General features: G+C 67.0%; 11 protein-coding genes. 2 read left to right on the plus strand and 9 right to left on the minus strand.

The window, feature by feature from the left end:
• Positions 1-109 precede the first annotated feature (109 nt).
• Complete coding sequence (locus J1C47_RS09010; protein WP_207350413.1) at positions 110-2,017, minus strand: ABC-F family ATP-binding cassette domain-containing protein; 1,908 nt, start codon at positions 2,015-2,017, stop codon at positions 110-112.
• A gap of 468 nt (positions 2,018-2,485) precedes the next feature.
• On the opposite strand from J1C47_RS09010, the gene J1C47_RS09015 reads away from it, so the two are divergent.
• Both J1C47_RS09015 and J1C47_RS09020 read left to right on the plus strand, forming a co-directional pair.
• Complete coding sequence (locus J1C47_RS09015) at positions 2,486-3,196, plus strand: P-loop NTPase family protein (RefSeq protein WP_207350414.1); 711 nt, start codon at positions 2,486-2,488, stop codon at positions 3,194-3,196.
• A 729-nt stretch (positions 3,197-3,925) separates the two neighbouring features.
• The gene (locus J1C47_RS09020) at positions 3,926-5,593 is read left to right on the plus strand and encodes an AMP-binding protein (RefSeq protein WP_207350415.1); all 1,668 of its coding nucleotides are present in this window, start codon (positions 3,926-3,928) and stop codon (positions 5,591-5,593) included.
• A 51-nt stretch (positions 5,594-5,644) separates the two neighbouring features.
• On the opposite strand, the gene phoB is transcribed toward J1C47_RS09020, so the two are convergent.
• The 8 genes from phoB to J1C47_RS09060 form a co-directional block, all read right to left on the minus strand.
• Positions 5,645-6,412 carry a phosphate regulon transcriptional regulator PhoB gene (gene phoB / locus J1C47_RS09025; protein WP_207350416.1) on the minus strand — a complete coding sequence of 256 codons (768 nt, stop codon included), beginning with the start codon at positions 6,410-6,412 and terminating at the stop codon, positions 5,645-5,647.
• A gap of 5 nt (positions 6,413-6,417) precedes the next feature.
• Complete coding sequence (phoU, locus tag J1C47_RS09030; RefSeq protein WP_207350417.1) at positions 6,418-7,164, minus strand: phosphate signaling complex protein PhoU; 747 nt, start codon at positions 7,162-7,164, stop codon at positions 6,418-6,420.
• A gap of 26 nt (positions 7,165-7,190) precedes the next feature.
• Positions 7,191-8,018, minus strand: coding sequence for a phosphate ABC transporter ATP-binding protein PstB (gene pstB, locus J1C47_RS09035; RefSeq protein ID WP_207350418.1), 828 nt, complete (start codon positions 8,016-8,018; stop codon positions 7,191-7,193).
• Positions 8,015-8,860 carry a phosphate ABC transporter permease PstA gene (gene pstA, locus J1C47_RS09040; RefSeq protein WP_207350419.1) on the minus strand — a complete coding sequence of 282 codons (846 nt, stop codon included), beginning with the start codon at positions 8,858-8,860 and terminating at the stop codon, positions 8,015-8,017. Before pstA ends, pstB begins: the two co-directional genes overlap by 4 nt.
• Positions 8,857-9,849, minus strand: coding sequence for a phosphate ABC transporter permease subunit PstC (gene pstC, locus J1C47_RS09045; protein WP_207350420.1), 993 nt, complete (start codon positions 9,847-9,849; stop codon positions 8,857-8,859). Before pstC ends, pstA begins: the two co-directional genes overlap by 4 nt.
• 82 nt (positions 9,850-9,931) lie before the next feature.
• A complete protein-coding gene (pstS, locus tag J1C47_RS09050; protein ID WP_207350421.1) occupies positions 9,932-10,987 on the minus strand; it encodes a phosphate ABC transporter substrate-binding protein PstS in 1,056 nt (351 codons plus the stop codon).
• Between the two features lie 417 nt (positions 10,988-11,404).
• Entirely contained in the window at positions 11,405-12,730 is a 1,326-nt protein-coding gene (locus tag J1C47_RS09055; RefSeq protein WP_207350422.1) for an ATP-binding protein, read from the minus strand.
• Between the two features lie 80 nt (positions 12,731-12,810).
• A complete protein-coding gene (locus J1C47_RS09060; protein WP_207350423.1) occupies positions 12,811-13,941 on the minus strand; it encodes a serine/threonine-protein kinase in 1,131 nt (376 codons plus the stop codon).
• Between the last annotated feature and the right edge of the window lie 54 nt (positions 13,942-13,995).

Raw genomic sequence — 13,995 nt, forward strand, 5'->3', positions numbered from 1 at the left:
TTCCGTTCCGGAAGCCGCCAGAATAGGTCGGAACCGCGGCGCGTGCAATCCACGGCTGAAGAACGATCAACTGCCGAAAGGCGCGGCGTTTCGGCCGCGCCCGGCAAATTTACTCGGCGGCCATGGTGGCGTCGTGCTCCTCGGTCAGCGCCAGCCAGTCCTCCTCGCAGGATTCGAGCGTCCTCGCCGCATCGGAGCGCTGCTTGGCGAGGTCCGCAGCTCGCGCCGGCTCCTTGCCGTAGAGCGCCGGATCGGCGAGCTTCTGGTCGAGGTCGCCGATGGTCTTCTGCAGCCGCGAGATCTGGATCTCGAGCTGGCTGATCTTCTTCTTGAGCGGCTTCAGCGCCTCGCGGCGCTCAGCCGCCTGCCGGCGCTGGTCGACCTTCGAGACGGCAAGCGGCGGCTCCGCCTCGCCTTCACCGGCCACTGCCGCCGCGCCGCCACCCGACCTGACGCCCGACAGGATCAGCTTCTTGTAGTCGTCGAGGTCGCCGTCGTAGCGCGACACGGTTCCCTCGCCGACGATCCACAGCCGGTCCATGGTCGCCTCGACCATGTGCCTGTCGTGGCTGATCAGGATGACGGCGCCCGGATAGTCGTTCAGCGCGTGGACGAGGCTCTCGCGCGCCTCGATGTCGAGATGGTTGGTCGGTTCGTCGAGGATCAGCAGGTTGGGGGCGTCGAGCGTCGCGAGGCCCATCAAGAGCCGCGCCTTCTCGCCGCCGGAGAGATTGTCGGCCGGGGTGTCCATCTTCACCGTCGGCAGGCCCATCTGCGCCACCTTGGCGCGCACCTTCGCCTCGGGCGCGTCGGGCATCATCCGCCTGACGTGCTGGACGGCGCTCTCGGCGGGTCTGAGGTCGTCGATCTGGTGCTGGGCGAAGAAGGCGATCTTCAGCCCCGGCGCGCGGGTGACGCTGCCCGCCTGTTCCGCCAGCCGCCCGGCGAGCAGCTTGGCGAAGGTCGACTTGCCGTTGCCGTTCTGGCCGAGCAGCGCGATGCGGTCGTCGGTGTCGATGCGCACGTCGAGATGTTTGAGGATCGGCTGGCCCGGCTGGTAGCCGACCGCGACCTTCTCCATCGCGATGATCGGCGAGGCGGGCTGCTTTTCCGGCGCGGAGAACACGAAGGGGGTGACGCTCTCTTCGACGACGGCCTGGAGCGGGCGCATCTTCTCGAGCGCCTTCAGCCGCGACTGCGCCTGCCGCGCCTTGGTCGCCTTCGCCCGGAAGCGCTCGACGAAGGCCTCCATGTGCTTGCGCTTGTCCTCCTGCTTGGCGATCTGCTTGTTGAGCAGCTCGATCTTCTCGGCCCGCTGGCGTTCGAACTGGTCGTAGTCGCCGCGATAGAAGGTCAGCTTCTTCTGGTCGAGATGGACGATGGAGGAGACCGCGTTGTTGAGCACGTCGCGGTCGTGGGAGATGACGAGGACCGTGTAGGGATAGCGCTGGACGAAATTCTCCAGCCACAGCGTGCCCTCGAGGTCGAGATAGTTGGTCGGCTCGTCGAGGAGCAGCAGGTCCGGCCGCGAGAACAGGACCGCGGCGAGCGCGACGCGCATCCGCCAGCCGCCGGAAAACGACGAGGCGGGCCGCTGCTGCGCGGCCATGTCGAAGCCGAGGCCCGATAGGATCGCCGAGGCCCGCGCCTCGGCCGAATGCGCCTCGATGTCCGCGAGGCGGGTGTGGATGTCGCCGATCCTCAAGGGATCGCTCGCAGTCTCGGCCTCGTCGAGCAGTGCGAGGCGCTCGGTGTCGGCCTTCAGCACGATCTCTATCAGCGCCTCTTCGGTGCCCGGCGCCTCCTGCGCGACCTGGCCGAGGCGGGTGTTCTTTGGAAACGACACCGATCCGGTCTCGGGGGCGAGGTCGCCGGTGATGACGCGGAACAGCGTCGACTTGCCGGCGCCGTTGCGCCCGACGAGCCCCGCCTTGGTGCCCGTCGGCAGGGTGAGGCTCGCATGGTCGATGAGCAGGCGCCCGGCAACGCGCGCGGTAAGATCGGTGATCTGAAGCATGGGCGCCTTTTGCCACGCGGCGCGGGCCGGCGAAAGGGGGATCTAGTGGTCCGATTCCGACATTTGGTACTGCCTTATGGAGACCGCGCAGCAAATGTCGGAATCGAAAGACCACTAGCCAAGATTATGATCCTAGGGGATTTTTCGAATTTGACATTTGATACGACGCCTCACCGGATCGGGATTCAAATGTCAAATTCAATCCACTAGGCCGGCTGCGGCGGCGCTCTGCCATCACGGATGAATTCCCTGCGGCCGTGCAATCGCAAGTGAGGCAGACGACCGACTCAAGCTTCGCCCAAGCCCGCGGGATTTAACTTTCCCGATCGGGACGGTCGCTGCCTGAAATTCTTCGCCGCCGACCGCCCGGACAGAACGCCAGCTTCGATGTCTTCGCCGCTGCCCCGGCCGGGGCGGCCTTCTCGTCAACGTCCCTCGCATTCGCCCCGAATGCAGCAAAGGCTCGCCATGCTCTCCGTCGTCTCCGTCGGCTCGCTCAAGACCTCCGGCTCCTCGACCCTCGCCCTCACGATCGCCAGCGTCGCCGCGGCGGCCGACATTCCGGTCCTCGTCGTCGACGCGGCCCGCGACGGCGACCTCTCGGCCTGGGCCGGCCGCGCCGGCCATCCGGCGCGGATCGCCGTCGAGCGCTGCCGCGACGAGGCGACGATGGAGCGGCTGGTGCGGGCGGCGCGCAAGCGCGGCGACCTCGTCGTCATCGACGCAGGCGACGAAGCCGCGACCATCCGGGGCGCCGCCCGCCTCGCCGACCGGGCGCTGATCCCGGTGCGTTTCTCGCCGGTCTCGGCGACCTACGCCGTCGCGACGGAGCGGCTGCTCGCCGAGGATTTCGGCCGCGGCCGCCGCGGCCGCGACTGGTGCTTCGTCGCCAGCGCCGTCGCCACCATCCCGAGCCGCATCGCCCGCAGCGTCGAGGCGATCGTCGAGGCGAGCCCGGCGGCACGCCTTCCCATCGGTCTCGTCCAGCGCGCCGCCTACGAGGCGCCGTTCCTCTTCGGCGGAACCATCTTCACCCTCGAGGAAGAGGTCGCGCCGGGCCTCGACCGGGCCCGCGCGGAAGCTGCCAGCCTCGCCTTTGCCATCGGCATTCTCGGCCCCCGCGCCGCCGACCGGCCGGCGGCGGCAACCACCCATGCGCCGACCGCCGTCGCCGCCTGACCCTTCCGCAACGATCGCCTGCATCGATCGCCCGAAACCGCGCCGCCGCGCCGCCCGAACCGGAAACGGCAGGGAGGCGCGGCTTCATTGTCGTTGCGCGCGGCGCCCTTCGAAAACAATGTGGAGCGGCTCGGCGGAAAGCTGAGGCGCCGTCTTCGACGCTTCGTCATTCGCCGGCCCGGTCCCTCCGGAATTCACGCATTTGTCGAGAGACCGTCGCAGCCAGCTCGCGTGCTGAGGCAGGCGGACTGAAATTCGCCGAAAACGTCGGAAATGCGCCATCCTCGGGCTTGTCCCGAGGATCTGCTGCCGGCTCAACGACAGAATCGTTGCAGTTTGACCTTCAACCGCGACGTGCCCAACGATCAACCCGCAGCAGATCCTCGGGACAAGCCCGAGGATGACGACGCGGTGATGTCGGCACTGAATATCATACGCCTTGGCAAATCGTTGGGACTGAAGCCAGCATCCGCATCGAAAGATCCGGCGCGATGTGTGAATCCTGTAGGCCCCGTCCCTCCGAAATTCACGCGATGGACGTCGCCGGAGACGTGGACCGGCAAAGACCTTCCGGCGAAGTCATCCGGTATCCGTGAATCCTATCGGCCCCCGGCTTGGGTCTGCGCATCGAGGGCGACGAAAGCCCCTTCGCGCGATCGCCGCAGCAACGCGCGATCGGCTTGGCGCCGACTGACCTTTACGATAACGTCAAAATCGGGAGGAAGACGGATGAACAAGCCTTGGCTCGCGCACTATCCGCAAGGGGTGCCGGCGGAACTCGGCGCGATCGGCTACCGGTCGCTCGCCGATCTGCTCGACAATGCCTTTCGCAGCTTCGCCGAGAGGGACGCGCTGCATTTCATGGGGGCGCGCTTCAGCTATGCCCGCTTCGGAGCGCTGGCCCGCGATTTTGCCGCCTATCTGCAGACGCTCGGATTGAAGAAGGGCGACCGCATCGCCCTGATGATGCCCAACGTGCCGCAATATCCGGTGGCGATCGCCGGCGCCGCCATGGCGGGCCTCACCATCGTCAACGTCAATCCGCTCTATACGCCCGGCGAACTCGCCCATCAGCTGAAGGATTCCGGCGCACGGGCGATCGTCGTCCTCGAGAACATGGCGGCGACCCTCGCCGCCTGCCGCGACAAGACCGATGTGAAGCACGTCGTCGTCACCGGCGTCGGCGATCTCCTGCCCCTGGTGAAGGGGACGATCGTCAATCTCGTCCTGAAACACGTGAAGAAGGCGGTGCCGGCCTACAGCCTGCCGGGTGCCGTCCGTTTCAACAAGGCGCTCTCGATCGGCCGGAAAAAGCAGGTGACCAAGGTCGACGTCGCGCCCGAGGACATCGCCGTCCTGCAGTATACCGGCGGCACGACGGGCGTCGCCAAGGGCGCGATGCTGACCCACCGCAACATCGTCGCCAATGTCCTGCAGTCGCAGATGTGGAACGCGCCGGCGCTGAACCGGCTTCCCCCCGGCGAACAGTCGGTGACCGTCTGCGCGCTGCCGATCTACCACATCTTCGGCTTCACGGTGAATCTGATGCTCTCCGTGCGCAACGGCGGCGCGGCGATCCTCATCCCCAATCCGCGCGACATCCCGGCCCTTCTGAAGGCGATCAAGCCGTTCCGCTTCCATTCCTTTCCCGCCGTCAACACGCTCTACAACGCCATCGCGCTGCATCCCGACGCCAAGACCCTCGACTGGTCGTCGCTGAAGCTTGCCGTGGGCGGCGGCATGGCGGTGCAGGCGACCACCGCCGACCGGTGGAAGAAGCTGACCGGCATCTCGATCTGCGAGGGCTACGGCCTGTCGGAAACCTCTCCGTCCGCCTGCTGCAACGCCACCGACCGCTCCGACTACACCGGCACGATCGGCATGCCGCTGCCGTCGACCGAACTCGCCGTTCTCGACGAGGAGGGGCGGGCGCTCGGGCCGGGCGAGGTCGGCGAGATCGCGATCCGCGGCCCGCAGGTGATGGCCGGCTACTGGAACCGGCCGACGGAGACCGCCGCGGTGATGACGAAGGACGGCTTCTTCCGCACCGGCGACGTCGGGACGATGAGCCCCGACGGCGTGTTCCGGATCGTCGACCGCAAGAAGGACATGATCAACGTCTCGGGCTTCAACGTCTATCCGAACGAGATCGAGGAAGTGGTGACGCGCATTCCGGGTGTCGTCGAGGCCGCGGCGATCGCCGTCCCGGACGAGGCGTCCGGCGAGGCGGTGAAGCTCTTCGTGGTGCGCAACGACGAGCGGGTGGGGGAGGCGGAAATCCGCCGCTTCTGTCACGAGAACCTGACCGGCTACAAGCGCCCCCGGATCATCGAATTTCGCGACGAACTGCCGAAATCGGCGGTCGGCAAGGTGCTGCGCCGGGAGCTGCGGAGCTGAGCGGACGCGTCGGCGGCCCTGCTCGCCTGGATGAGACGCGCTTCGCCGGCTTCAACCGGCGGCCTGCTCCTTCTCCTTCGATTCCCGCGGCTCCCGTGGCTCTTTTGCTTCCTTCGGCGCCTTGCCGGCGCTGAAGTGCTCGTCGAGGGCGTAGCCGGCGCCGCGCACGGTGCGGATCGGATCGCGCTGGCGACCGCGGTTGATCGCCTTCCTCAGCCGTCCGACATGGACGTCCACCGTGCGCTCGTCGACATAGATGTCGCGGCCCCAGACCCCGTCGAGCAGTTGCTCGCGGGAGAACACCCGGCCGGGGGCCTGCATGAAGAATTCCAAAAGCCGGAACTCGGTCGGTCCGAGCTTGATCTCCCGGCCGGTCCGGCGCACGCGATGGGTCTCGCGGTCGAGGTCGATGTCGCCGGCCGAAAGATGCGTCGCGATCTTCTCCGGCTTGGCGCGGCGGAGCATCGCCCGCACCCTTGCGACGAGCTCGGGCGTCGAGAACGGCTTGACGACGTAGTCGTCGGCCCCCACCGACAGGCCGCGCACGCGCTCCGATTCCTCGCCACGCGCCGTCAGCATGATGATCGGCAGCCGCTCGCTCGCCTCGCGCTGGCGCAGCCGTCGGCAAAGCTCGACGCCGGACAGCCCCGGCAGCATCCAGTCGAGGATGAGGAGGTCCGGCAGCTCCTCCTTGAGCCTGAGATCGGCCTCGTCGCCCCTGGCGATGACGTCGACCGTATAGCCCTCCGCTTCGAGGTTGTAGCGCAGCAGGACGCCGAGCGCCTCCTCGTCCTCGACCACCGCGATGCGCGCGCCCATCGCGTTCAGGCCCCGGTTCCGCCGGGTGCCGACGGCATGGTCATGTCGGTCTGGGCGAGCGACGACGTGCGGTCGTCCTTCGGCCGTTCGCTTTCCATCTGCTGGCCGGTCTTGATGTAGTAGATCGTCTCGGCGATGTTCGTCGCGTGGTCGCCGATACGCTCGATGTTCTTGGCGCTGAACAGGAGATGCGTGCAGGCGGTGATGTTGCGCGGATCCTCCATCATGTAGGTCAGGAGCTCGCGGAAGATCGAGGTATACATGGCGTCGATGCCGTCGTCGCCCTCGCGCACGGCGAGCGCCCGGCGATGGTCGCGGGTGGCATAGGCGTCGAGCACTTCCTTCAGCTGCTCGAGGGCGAGATCCGACAGGTGCTCGATGCCGCGGACCAGCTGCATCGGCTGGGAGTGCTCGTGGACGGCGATGACCCGCTTGGCGATGTTCTTGGCGAGATCCCCGATGCGCTCGAGATCGTTGGAGATGCGGATGGCGCCGACGATCTCGCGCAGGTCGATCGCCATCGGCTGGCGCCGGGCGATGGTCTTGATGGCGCGCTCGTCGATCTCGCGCTGGGCGGCGTCGAGGAGGAGGTCGTCGGCGACGACCGACTGGGCCATTGCCCAGTCGGAGCGCATCAGCGCCGCGACCGCCTGTTCGACCATGCGTTCGGCCTGGCCGCCCATCTCGGAAATGCGGCGGACGATGTATTTCAGTTCGTCCTCGTAGGACGTGACGATGTGTTCGGTAGCCATGTTCCGCTCCTCGCGATCCGCAGGTCTCAGCCGAAGCGGCCGGTGATGTATTCTTCCGTCTTCGGGTTGTTCGGGGAGGTGAAGATCTTGTTGGTCTCGTCGAATTCGATGAGTTCGCCGAGATACATGAAGGCCGTCAGATCGGAGACGCGCGCCGCCTGCTGCATGTTGTGGGTGACGATGGCGATCGTGTACTCCTCCTTCAGCTCGTCGATCAGCTCCTCGATCTTCGCCGTGGAGATCGGGTCGAGGGCGGAGCAGGGCTCGTCGAGCAGGATCACCTCGGGGCGCACCGCGACGGTGCGGGCGATGCACAGGCGCTGCTGCTGGCCGCCGGACAGGCCGAGCCCGCTGGTCGAGAGCTTGTCCTTGACCTCCTCCCAGAGCGCGGCGCGCCTCAGGGCCTTCTCGACGCGCTCGTCCATCTCGGTCCGGCCGAGCTTTTCGTAGAGCCGGATGCCGAAGGCGATGTTCTCGTAGATCGACATCGGAAATGGCGTCGGCTTCTGGAACACCATGCCGACCCGCGCCCGCAGGAGGTTGAGATCCTGCGACTTCTGCAGGATGTTCTCGCCGTCGAGCAGGATCTCGCCCTCGGCGCGCTGGTTCGGATAGATCTCGTAGATCCGGTTGAACATGCGCAGGAGGGTGGACTTGCCGCAGCCCGACGGGCCGATGAAGGCCGTCACCGCCCGCTCGGGCAGCGTCATGCGGATGTCCTTGATCGCCTGGGACTTGCCGTAGAAGAAGGAAACGTCCTTCAGTTCGATCTTCGGCTGGCCGGAGATGCGCGGCGCGGGACGGCCCGTGGCGTCCTGCCTGGCAACCGGCTCGGAAACGGACTGAAAGTTCATCTGTCCTCCTTTTGCGCGGTGACGACCCGCGCGACGATGCTGAGTGTCAGGACGGCGACGGTGATGATGAGGGCGCCGGCCCATGCAAGGCTCTGCCAGCTGTCGTAGGGGCTGAGCGCGAACTGGAAGATCGTCACCGGCAGGCTGGCCATCGGCGCATTGAGGTCGGTGCTCCAGAACTGGTTGTTCAGCGCGGTGAACAAGAGCGGCGCGGTCTCGCCGGAGATGCGGGCGATCGCCAGAAGAACGCCGGTGATCATGCCGGCGCTCGCCGCCTTGTAGGCGACGGAGCGGATGACGATCCAGCGCGGCGCTCCGACCGCCGTCCCGGCCTCGCGCAGAGCGTCCGGCACGAGGAGCAGCATGTCCTCGGTGGTCCGCACGATGACCGGCAGCACGATGATCGCCAGCGCCATCGCCCCGGCGATGGCGGAGAAGTGCCCCATGGTCCGCACCATCAGCTCGTAGATGAACAGGCCGACGATGATCGACGGAGCCGACAGGAGGATGTCGTTGATGAAGCGGATGACGTTGGTCATTTTGTCGTGGCGGCCGTATTCCGCCATGTAGGTTCCGGCGAGGATGCCGATCGGCGTGCCCACGGCGACGGCGATGGCGGTCATGATGAGGCTGCCGACGATGGGGTTCAAGAGACCGCCCTCGTCGCCGGGCGGCGGCGTCATCTCGCTGAACACCGCCCAGTTGACGCCGCTGATGCCCTCGTAGATCAGGTCGAAGAGGATCAGCGCCAGCCACATCAGCCCGAAGGCCGCGGCGACGGCGCAAAGCGTCATCATCACGGTGTTCTTGGTCTTGCGTCCCGAATAGGTGGCCATGCTCATTCTCCGGCCCTGCGCTTGATCTGCGCCAGCATCAGCCGGGCGATGGCGAGCACGATGAAGGTGATGACGAAGAGGACGAGGCCAAGGGCGAACAGCGCCGAGGTGTAGAGGTCGCCCGTCGCCTCGGTGAATTCGTTGGCGATCGACGCCGAGATGGTGGTGCCCGGCGCGAGCAGCGACGGGGTGATGCGATGCGCGTTGCCGATGACGAAGGTCACGGCCATCGTCTCGCCGAGCGCGCGGCCGAGGGCGAGCATGACGCCACCGAGCACCGCGACGCGGGTGTAGGGAAGCACGATCTTGCGCGTCACCTCCCAGGTGGTCATGCCGAGGCCGTAGGCCGATTCCTTCAGCACCGGCGGCACCGTCGTGAAGACGTCGCGGGCGATCGAGGAAATGAACGGCAGCACCATGATCGCGAGGATCAGCCCGGCAGTCAGCACGCCGATACCGTAGGGCGGACCGGCGAACAGCGACGACAGCACCGGCACGTGGCCGAAGGTGGCGATCAGGAAGGGCTGCAGCGTGTGCTGCAGGAAGGGCGCGAAGACGAACAGGCCCCAGATGCCGTAGATGATCGACGGGATGCCGGCGAGCAGCTCGACGGCGATGCCGATCGGCCGGCGCAGCGGACGGGGGCAGCTTTCGGTCAGGAAGATCGCGATGCCGAGACCGACCGGAACCGCGATCAGCATGGCGATGAGCGAGGTCACCACGGTGCCGTAGATCGGGGCCAGCGCGCCGAACTTCTCCGTCACCGGGTTCCAGGATTCGGTGATGAGGAAGCCGAGGCCGAAGGTCTGGAAGGCCAGCCAGGCGCCCGCCACCAGCGAGATTGCGACGCCGGCGAGCACCGCCAGAACGGCGAAGGCCGCGCTGCGGGTGACGTTTTTGAAGACGGCGTCGCTGGTCGAGAAACGCTTGACCGCCTTCGCCCGGGAACTCGCGGACTGGCGGTCTTGGGCATTGCTCTCGGCAAGGCTGACCATGGAATGACCTCGATGAAGCGGGAAAACAGCAACCGGGCGGCCGTTTCGGCCGCCCGGAACGCGCTCGGACCCGAGGGACCAATTACATGTTCGGCGCGTAGACCGGCTTGCCGTCGCCTTCGATCTGCTTCCACTCGGCCTTGATCTTCTCTACGACCGAGTCGGGCATCGGGATGTAGTCGAGATCGAGCGCCATCTTGTCGCCCTCGGCATAGGCCCAGTCGAAGAACTTGAGCGCCTCGGCGGCATCCTCGGGGCTCTGCGGATCGCTGTGGATCAGGATGAAGGTCGCGGCGGTCATCGGCCAGGTGTCGGCGCCCGGCTGGTTGGCGAGGATGACGCCGAAGCCCGGCTGGCTCGACCAGTCGGCGCCCTTGGCGGCCGCCTCGAAGGCCTTGGCTTCCGGCGCGACCTTCTTGCCGTCCTTGTTCATCATGTCGGCATAGGTCATCTTGTTCTGCAGCGCATAGGCATATTCGACGTAGCCGATCGAGTTGGCGGTCTGGCCGACATTGGCCGCGACGCCCTCGTTGCCCTTCGCGCCGATGCCGACCGGCCACTCGACGGAGGTGTTCACGCCGATGTTCTCCTTCCACTCGGAAGAGACGTCGCCGAGATAATAGGTGAAGTTGAAGGTCGTGCCCGAGCCGTCCGAGCGGTGGACGACGGCGATCGCCGCATCCGGGAGCTTGGCGTCAGGGTTGAGCTTCTGGATCGCCTCGTCGTTCCACTGGGTGATCTCGCCCATGAAGATCTTGGCGAGGGTGTCGCCGTCGAGGACGAGCTCGCCCGGCTTGATGCCTTCGATGTTCACGACCGGGACGATGCCGCCCATGACGGTCGGAAACTGCACCAGCATGTTCTTCTTCAGCTCGTCGCCGCCGAGCGGCTTGTCGGTGGCGCCGAAGGTGACCGTGCGGGCCTCGATCTGCTTGATGCCGCCGCCGGAACCGATCGACTGGTAGTTGAGGCCGTTGCCGGTCTTCTTCTTATAGGCGTCCGCCCACTTGGCGTAGATCGGATAGGGGAAGGTCGCACCGGCGCCGGAGATGTCGGCCGCAGCGGCGAAGGACGCCGTCGAGAGCGCGATCGCGCCGGCCAGGAGGGCCTTCGTGGAGAGTTTCAGGAGAGTGTTCATTCGAGCCTCGCTGTTGGATGCGATTTTTTAGGTCCACGACGCCTCGTTCGGTCGCCGCTGGGCCGACTCCTATGGGAGTCGTGTGACAATCGGATGAAGGTTTTCGACGGTATCTTCGTTCACGATCAAAGCATAGACCTGGTTGTATATTAGGGATATTATCGGAACGACACGGCGATGCTTCTTTCTTCGCCGGCGCGGCGAAGAAAATCTGCCGGTCTGTTGTGTGGATGGAGCTTTCGACGCGATCTGCCGCCGCTTCCGGGGCGATCTGTCTTCTGGCCGGTTCCCTGTTCTGTCCGTTCCTGGCTCCCGCTTCGGCGAAACGGCGTGAAATGACGGTCGCGGCGGACGGGCTCAGGCACCGTCACCGCCGGCCGCATCTCTATGACATTCGAATATCGCTTTTATGACAGTTCAAGTCTCTGTAGACGCTGGGATTTTCGCAACATTGGCGGAAATCGCCGGAAACCGGGCGGTGAAAGTCGAGCCCTGTCCGACGACGGAGTCGACGATCAGCCGGCTCTTGTGGCGCAGGAGAATGTTGCGGACGATCGACAGGCCGAGCCCGGTTCCGCGCTTGGAGCGCGAATCCCCGGCGTCGACCCGGTAGAAGCGCTCGGTCAGCCGCGGGACGTGCTCGGCGGGAATGCCGGGGCCGAAGTCGCGGACGGAGGCGTCGATGACCTCCTCGCCGCGCTCGCTGGCGCGCCGGATCGAAATCTCGACGCGGCCGCCATTGGCGCCGTATTTGCAGGCGTTCTCGATCAGATTGCTGAATACCTGGGTGATCTCGTCCTCGTCGCCGGCGACGAGCATCGCCTCGCCCGGCGCCGCGAAGGCGAGTTCGAGGCCGAGCTCGTCGGCGAGCGGCGTCAACTGCGAATGCACTTGGCGGATGACGGAGACGAGGTCGACCCGCGCCTGCGGCTGCAGGTGGCGCCGCATCTCGATGCGTGACAGCGACAGGAGGTCGTCGATCAGCCGCGACATGCGCGTCGCCTGTTCGCGCATGATGCCGAGGAAGCGGTCGCGCGCCTTCGGGTCGTCGCGGGCCGGCCCCTGCAGGGTCTCGATGAAGCCGGAGAGCGAGGCGAGGGGCGTTCTGAGTTCGTGCGAGGCGTTGGCGACGAAGTCCGTGCGCATCCGCTCGACGCGGCGCTCGGCCGTGCGGTCGTGGAACAGCACCAGGAAGAAGCTCGGCGACAGGCCCTGATAGGCCGGCACCGGCAGGATCTCGATCAGCCAGTGGCGCTCGATCGGCCGCCGCTCCTCGATGGTCGCGGTGGTGGCCATGGCATCGCGGATCGCCGCCTCGATCGACGCGAGCAGCTCGGGCGAGCGGAAGCGCAGCGACAGCGGATCGGCCAGCGCCATGTTGCCGAAGGCGACGGCCGAGACCGGATTGCGGTAGCGGATCAGAAGCTCCCGGTCGATGATCAGCGCGGGCTCCTGCAGCGCCTCGAGCACCGCCTTCATGCCGCGGTCCGGCCACACCTCGTCGCCGGCGCGGCTCTCCGTCGCGGCGCGCCGCGCCGCGACCCGGCTCGGCCAGTGGATGGCCGCCGCGAGAACCAGGAAGACGCCCGCCGCCCCGGCCGCCGCTTCGTGGTGCCAGGCGGCGAGGAAAAGCAGCGAGAGGGCGGCGATCAGGGTGAGACGGTTCCTGCGCATTGCGTCGTCGATCGTCTTGTCCGGGTAGGCCTCGCCGCGGCGTCCGCGCCGCCCGAGGGCGCGAATCATGCGAGATGCCTGCCCGTTCCGTTACCATGCGATTGTGAAGATCAAGCTGGCCGGCGAGCCGCCACGCCACTCTCGGGCGGTCAGACCGGCCGGCGCAGCCTCATCCCGTAGAGGAACAGATCCTTGCCGGCGTCGCCGACCGAGGGATCGACGGCGATCTGCCCGCCGGTCGCCGCTTCCGGCGGAAGTTCGAGATGGAACAGGAAGTTCTCCTCCGGCAGCGAGGTGGTGAAGCGCTGCCGGCCGCAGACGGTCTCGCCGCCGAACAGGCAGCGCAGCGTGAAGACCCGCGGCTTGCCGTCCGGCGAACCGACGACGATCTCGCCCTCGACATTTTTTCCGGCAAAGCGCCGGGCCACCTCGCCGGGGATCGGCAGTTCGATCTCGCGGCCCGCGGCGGCGTCGGCCGTGCCGCCTGCGTCGCCGGGACCGGCCGGCTGCGTCAGCTTCAGCCTGGCGCGCTGGCCGCCCTTGGTCGCGTCCTCGATCGCCGGGTCGCTGCGCGCGAATTCCCGCAGGGCCTCGGGGGAATAGAGGTCGGTCCATTCCGGTTCGGCCGCGGCCCCGGCGACCGTCCCGGCATTTTCGCGGATCGCGTCGGCGACCGAGAGATCGCCGCCGGTCGCGCTCGCCGCGCTCTTGGCGTCGCCGTCGCTGGCAGCGCCGGAGGAAAGAAACGGCAGGACGATCCAGACGCCGACGCCGACGAGGAACAGCAGGAGAAGGACGATCACCAGGGCGATCACCCGCCTGCCGAGCCGGCTGCCGGCGCCCGGCCGGGCGGTTCCCGTCTCGCCCGCGTCGTCGTCTGGGGTCACGTCGACGACGCGCTCCTCGGCCTCGAAGGCGAGCTGCGGCTCGAGGCTCTGCGGCGCCGCCGGGGGATCGATGCGTTCGGCCTCGACGACCTCGGGCGCCTTGGAGGCCTCGGCGCCCCGCCCGGCGTCTCCGTTGCCGGCGTCACCGGTCTCCGCCGCGGGCGTCGGCGGCACGCTCCCGTCCGGGCCGGAGAAGTCGGCCTCGATCGACTCGATCGCCGCGATCAGCTCGAGCCGGTGGCGGTCCTTGGCCTCGCCGCTCATGCCGTTCGTCTCTTCGAGGCGCAGCAGCGCCCGCTCCGCCGCCTCGTAGATTTCGAGCCGGTGATCCGGATCCGCAGCATTTCCTTTCGCCAAAGCGCGGCGCAGGCTCTTTTCGATCGCGCTTGCCAAAGATCGTCGATCCTTCCCTGTCCGCCTCGTCCGAGACTGCCGCGCCGCAATGCC

Origin of the sequence: Jiella sonneratiae, assembly GCF_017353515.1 — a bacterium.
GTDB lineage: Bacteria > Pseudomonadota > Alphaproteobacteria > Rhizobiales > Rhizobiaceae > Jiella > Jiella sonneratiae.

Excerpts from the sequence above, each read along its gene's own strand:
- pstA (WP_207350419.1), bottom strand. The coding sequence starts at position 8,860 with ATGAGCATGGCCACCTATTCGGGACGCAAGACCAAGAACACCGTGATG.
- phoU (WP_207350417.1), bottom strand. The coding sequence starts at position 7,164 with ATGGCTACCGAACACATCGTCACGTCCTACGAGGACGAACTGAAATAC.
- J1C47_RS09010 (WP_207350413.1), bottom strand. The coding sequence starts at position 2,017 with ATGCTTCAGATCACCGATCTTACCGCGCGCGTTGCCGGGCGCCTGCTC.
- pstC (WP_207350420.1), bottom strand. The coding sequence starts at position 9,849 with ATGGTCAGCCTTGCCGAGAGCAATGCCCAAGACCGCCAGTCCGCGAGT.
- pstS (WP_207350421.1), bottom strand. The coding sequence starts at position 10,987 with ATGAACACTCTCCTGAAACTCTCCACGAAGGCCCTCCTGGCCGGCGCG.
- J1C47_RS09020 (WP_207350415.1), top strand. The coding sequence starts at position 3,926 with ATGAACAAGCCTTGGCTCGCGCACTATCCGCAAGGGGTGCCGGCGGAA.
- J1C47_RS09015 (WP_207350414.1), top strand. The coding sequence starts at position 2,486 with ATGCTCTCCGTCGTCTCCGTCGGCTCGCTCAAGACCTCCGGCTCCTCG.
- J1C47_RS09055 (WP_207350422.1), bottom strand. The coding sequence starts at position 12,730 with ATGATTCGCGCCCTCGGGCGGCGCGGACGCCGCGGCGAGGCCTACCCG.
- phoB (WP_207350416.1), bottom strand. The coding sequence starts at position 6,412 with ATGGGCGCGCGCATCGCGGTGGTCGAGGACGAGGAGGCGCTCGGCGTC.
- pstB (WP_207350418.1), bottom strand. The coding sequence starts at position 8,018 with ATGAACTTTCAGTCCGTTTCCGAGCCGGTTGCCAGGCAGGACGCCACG.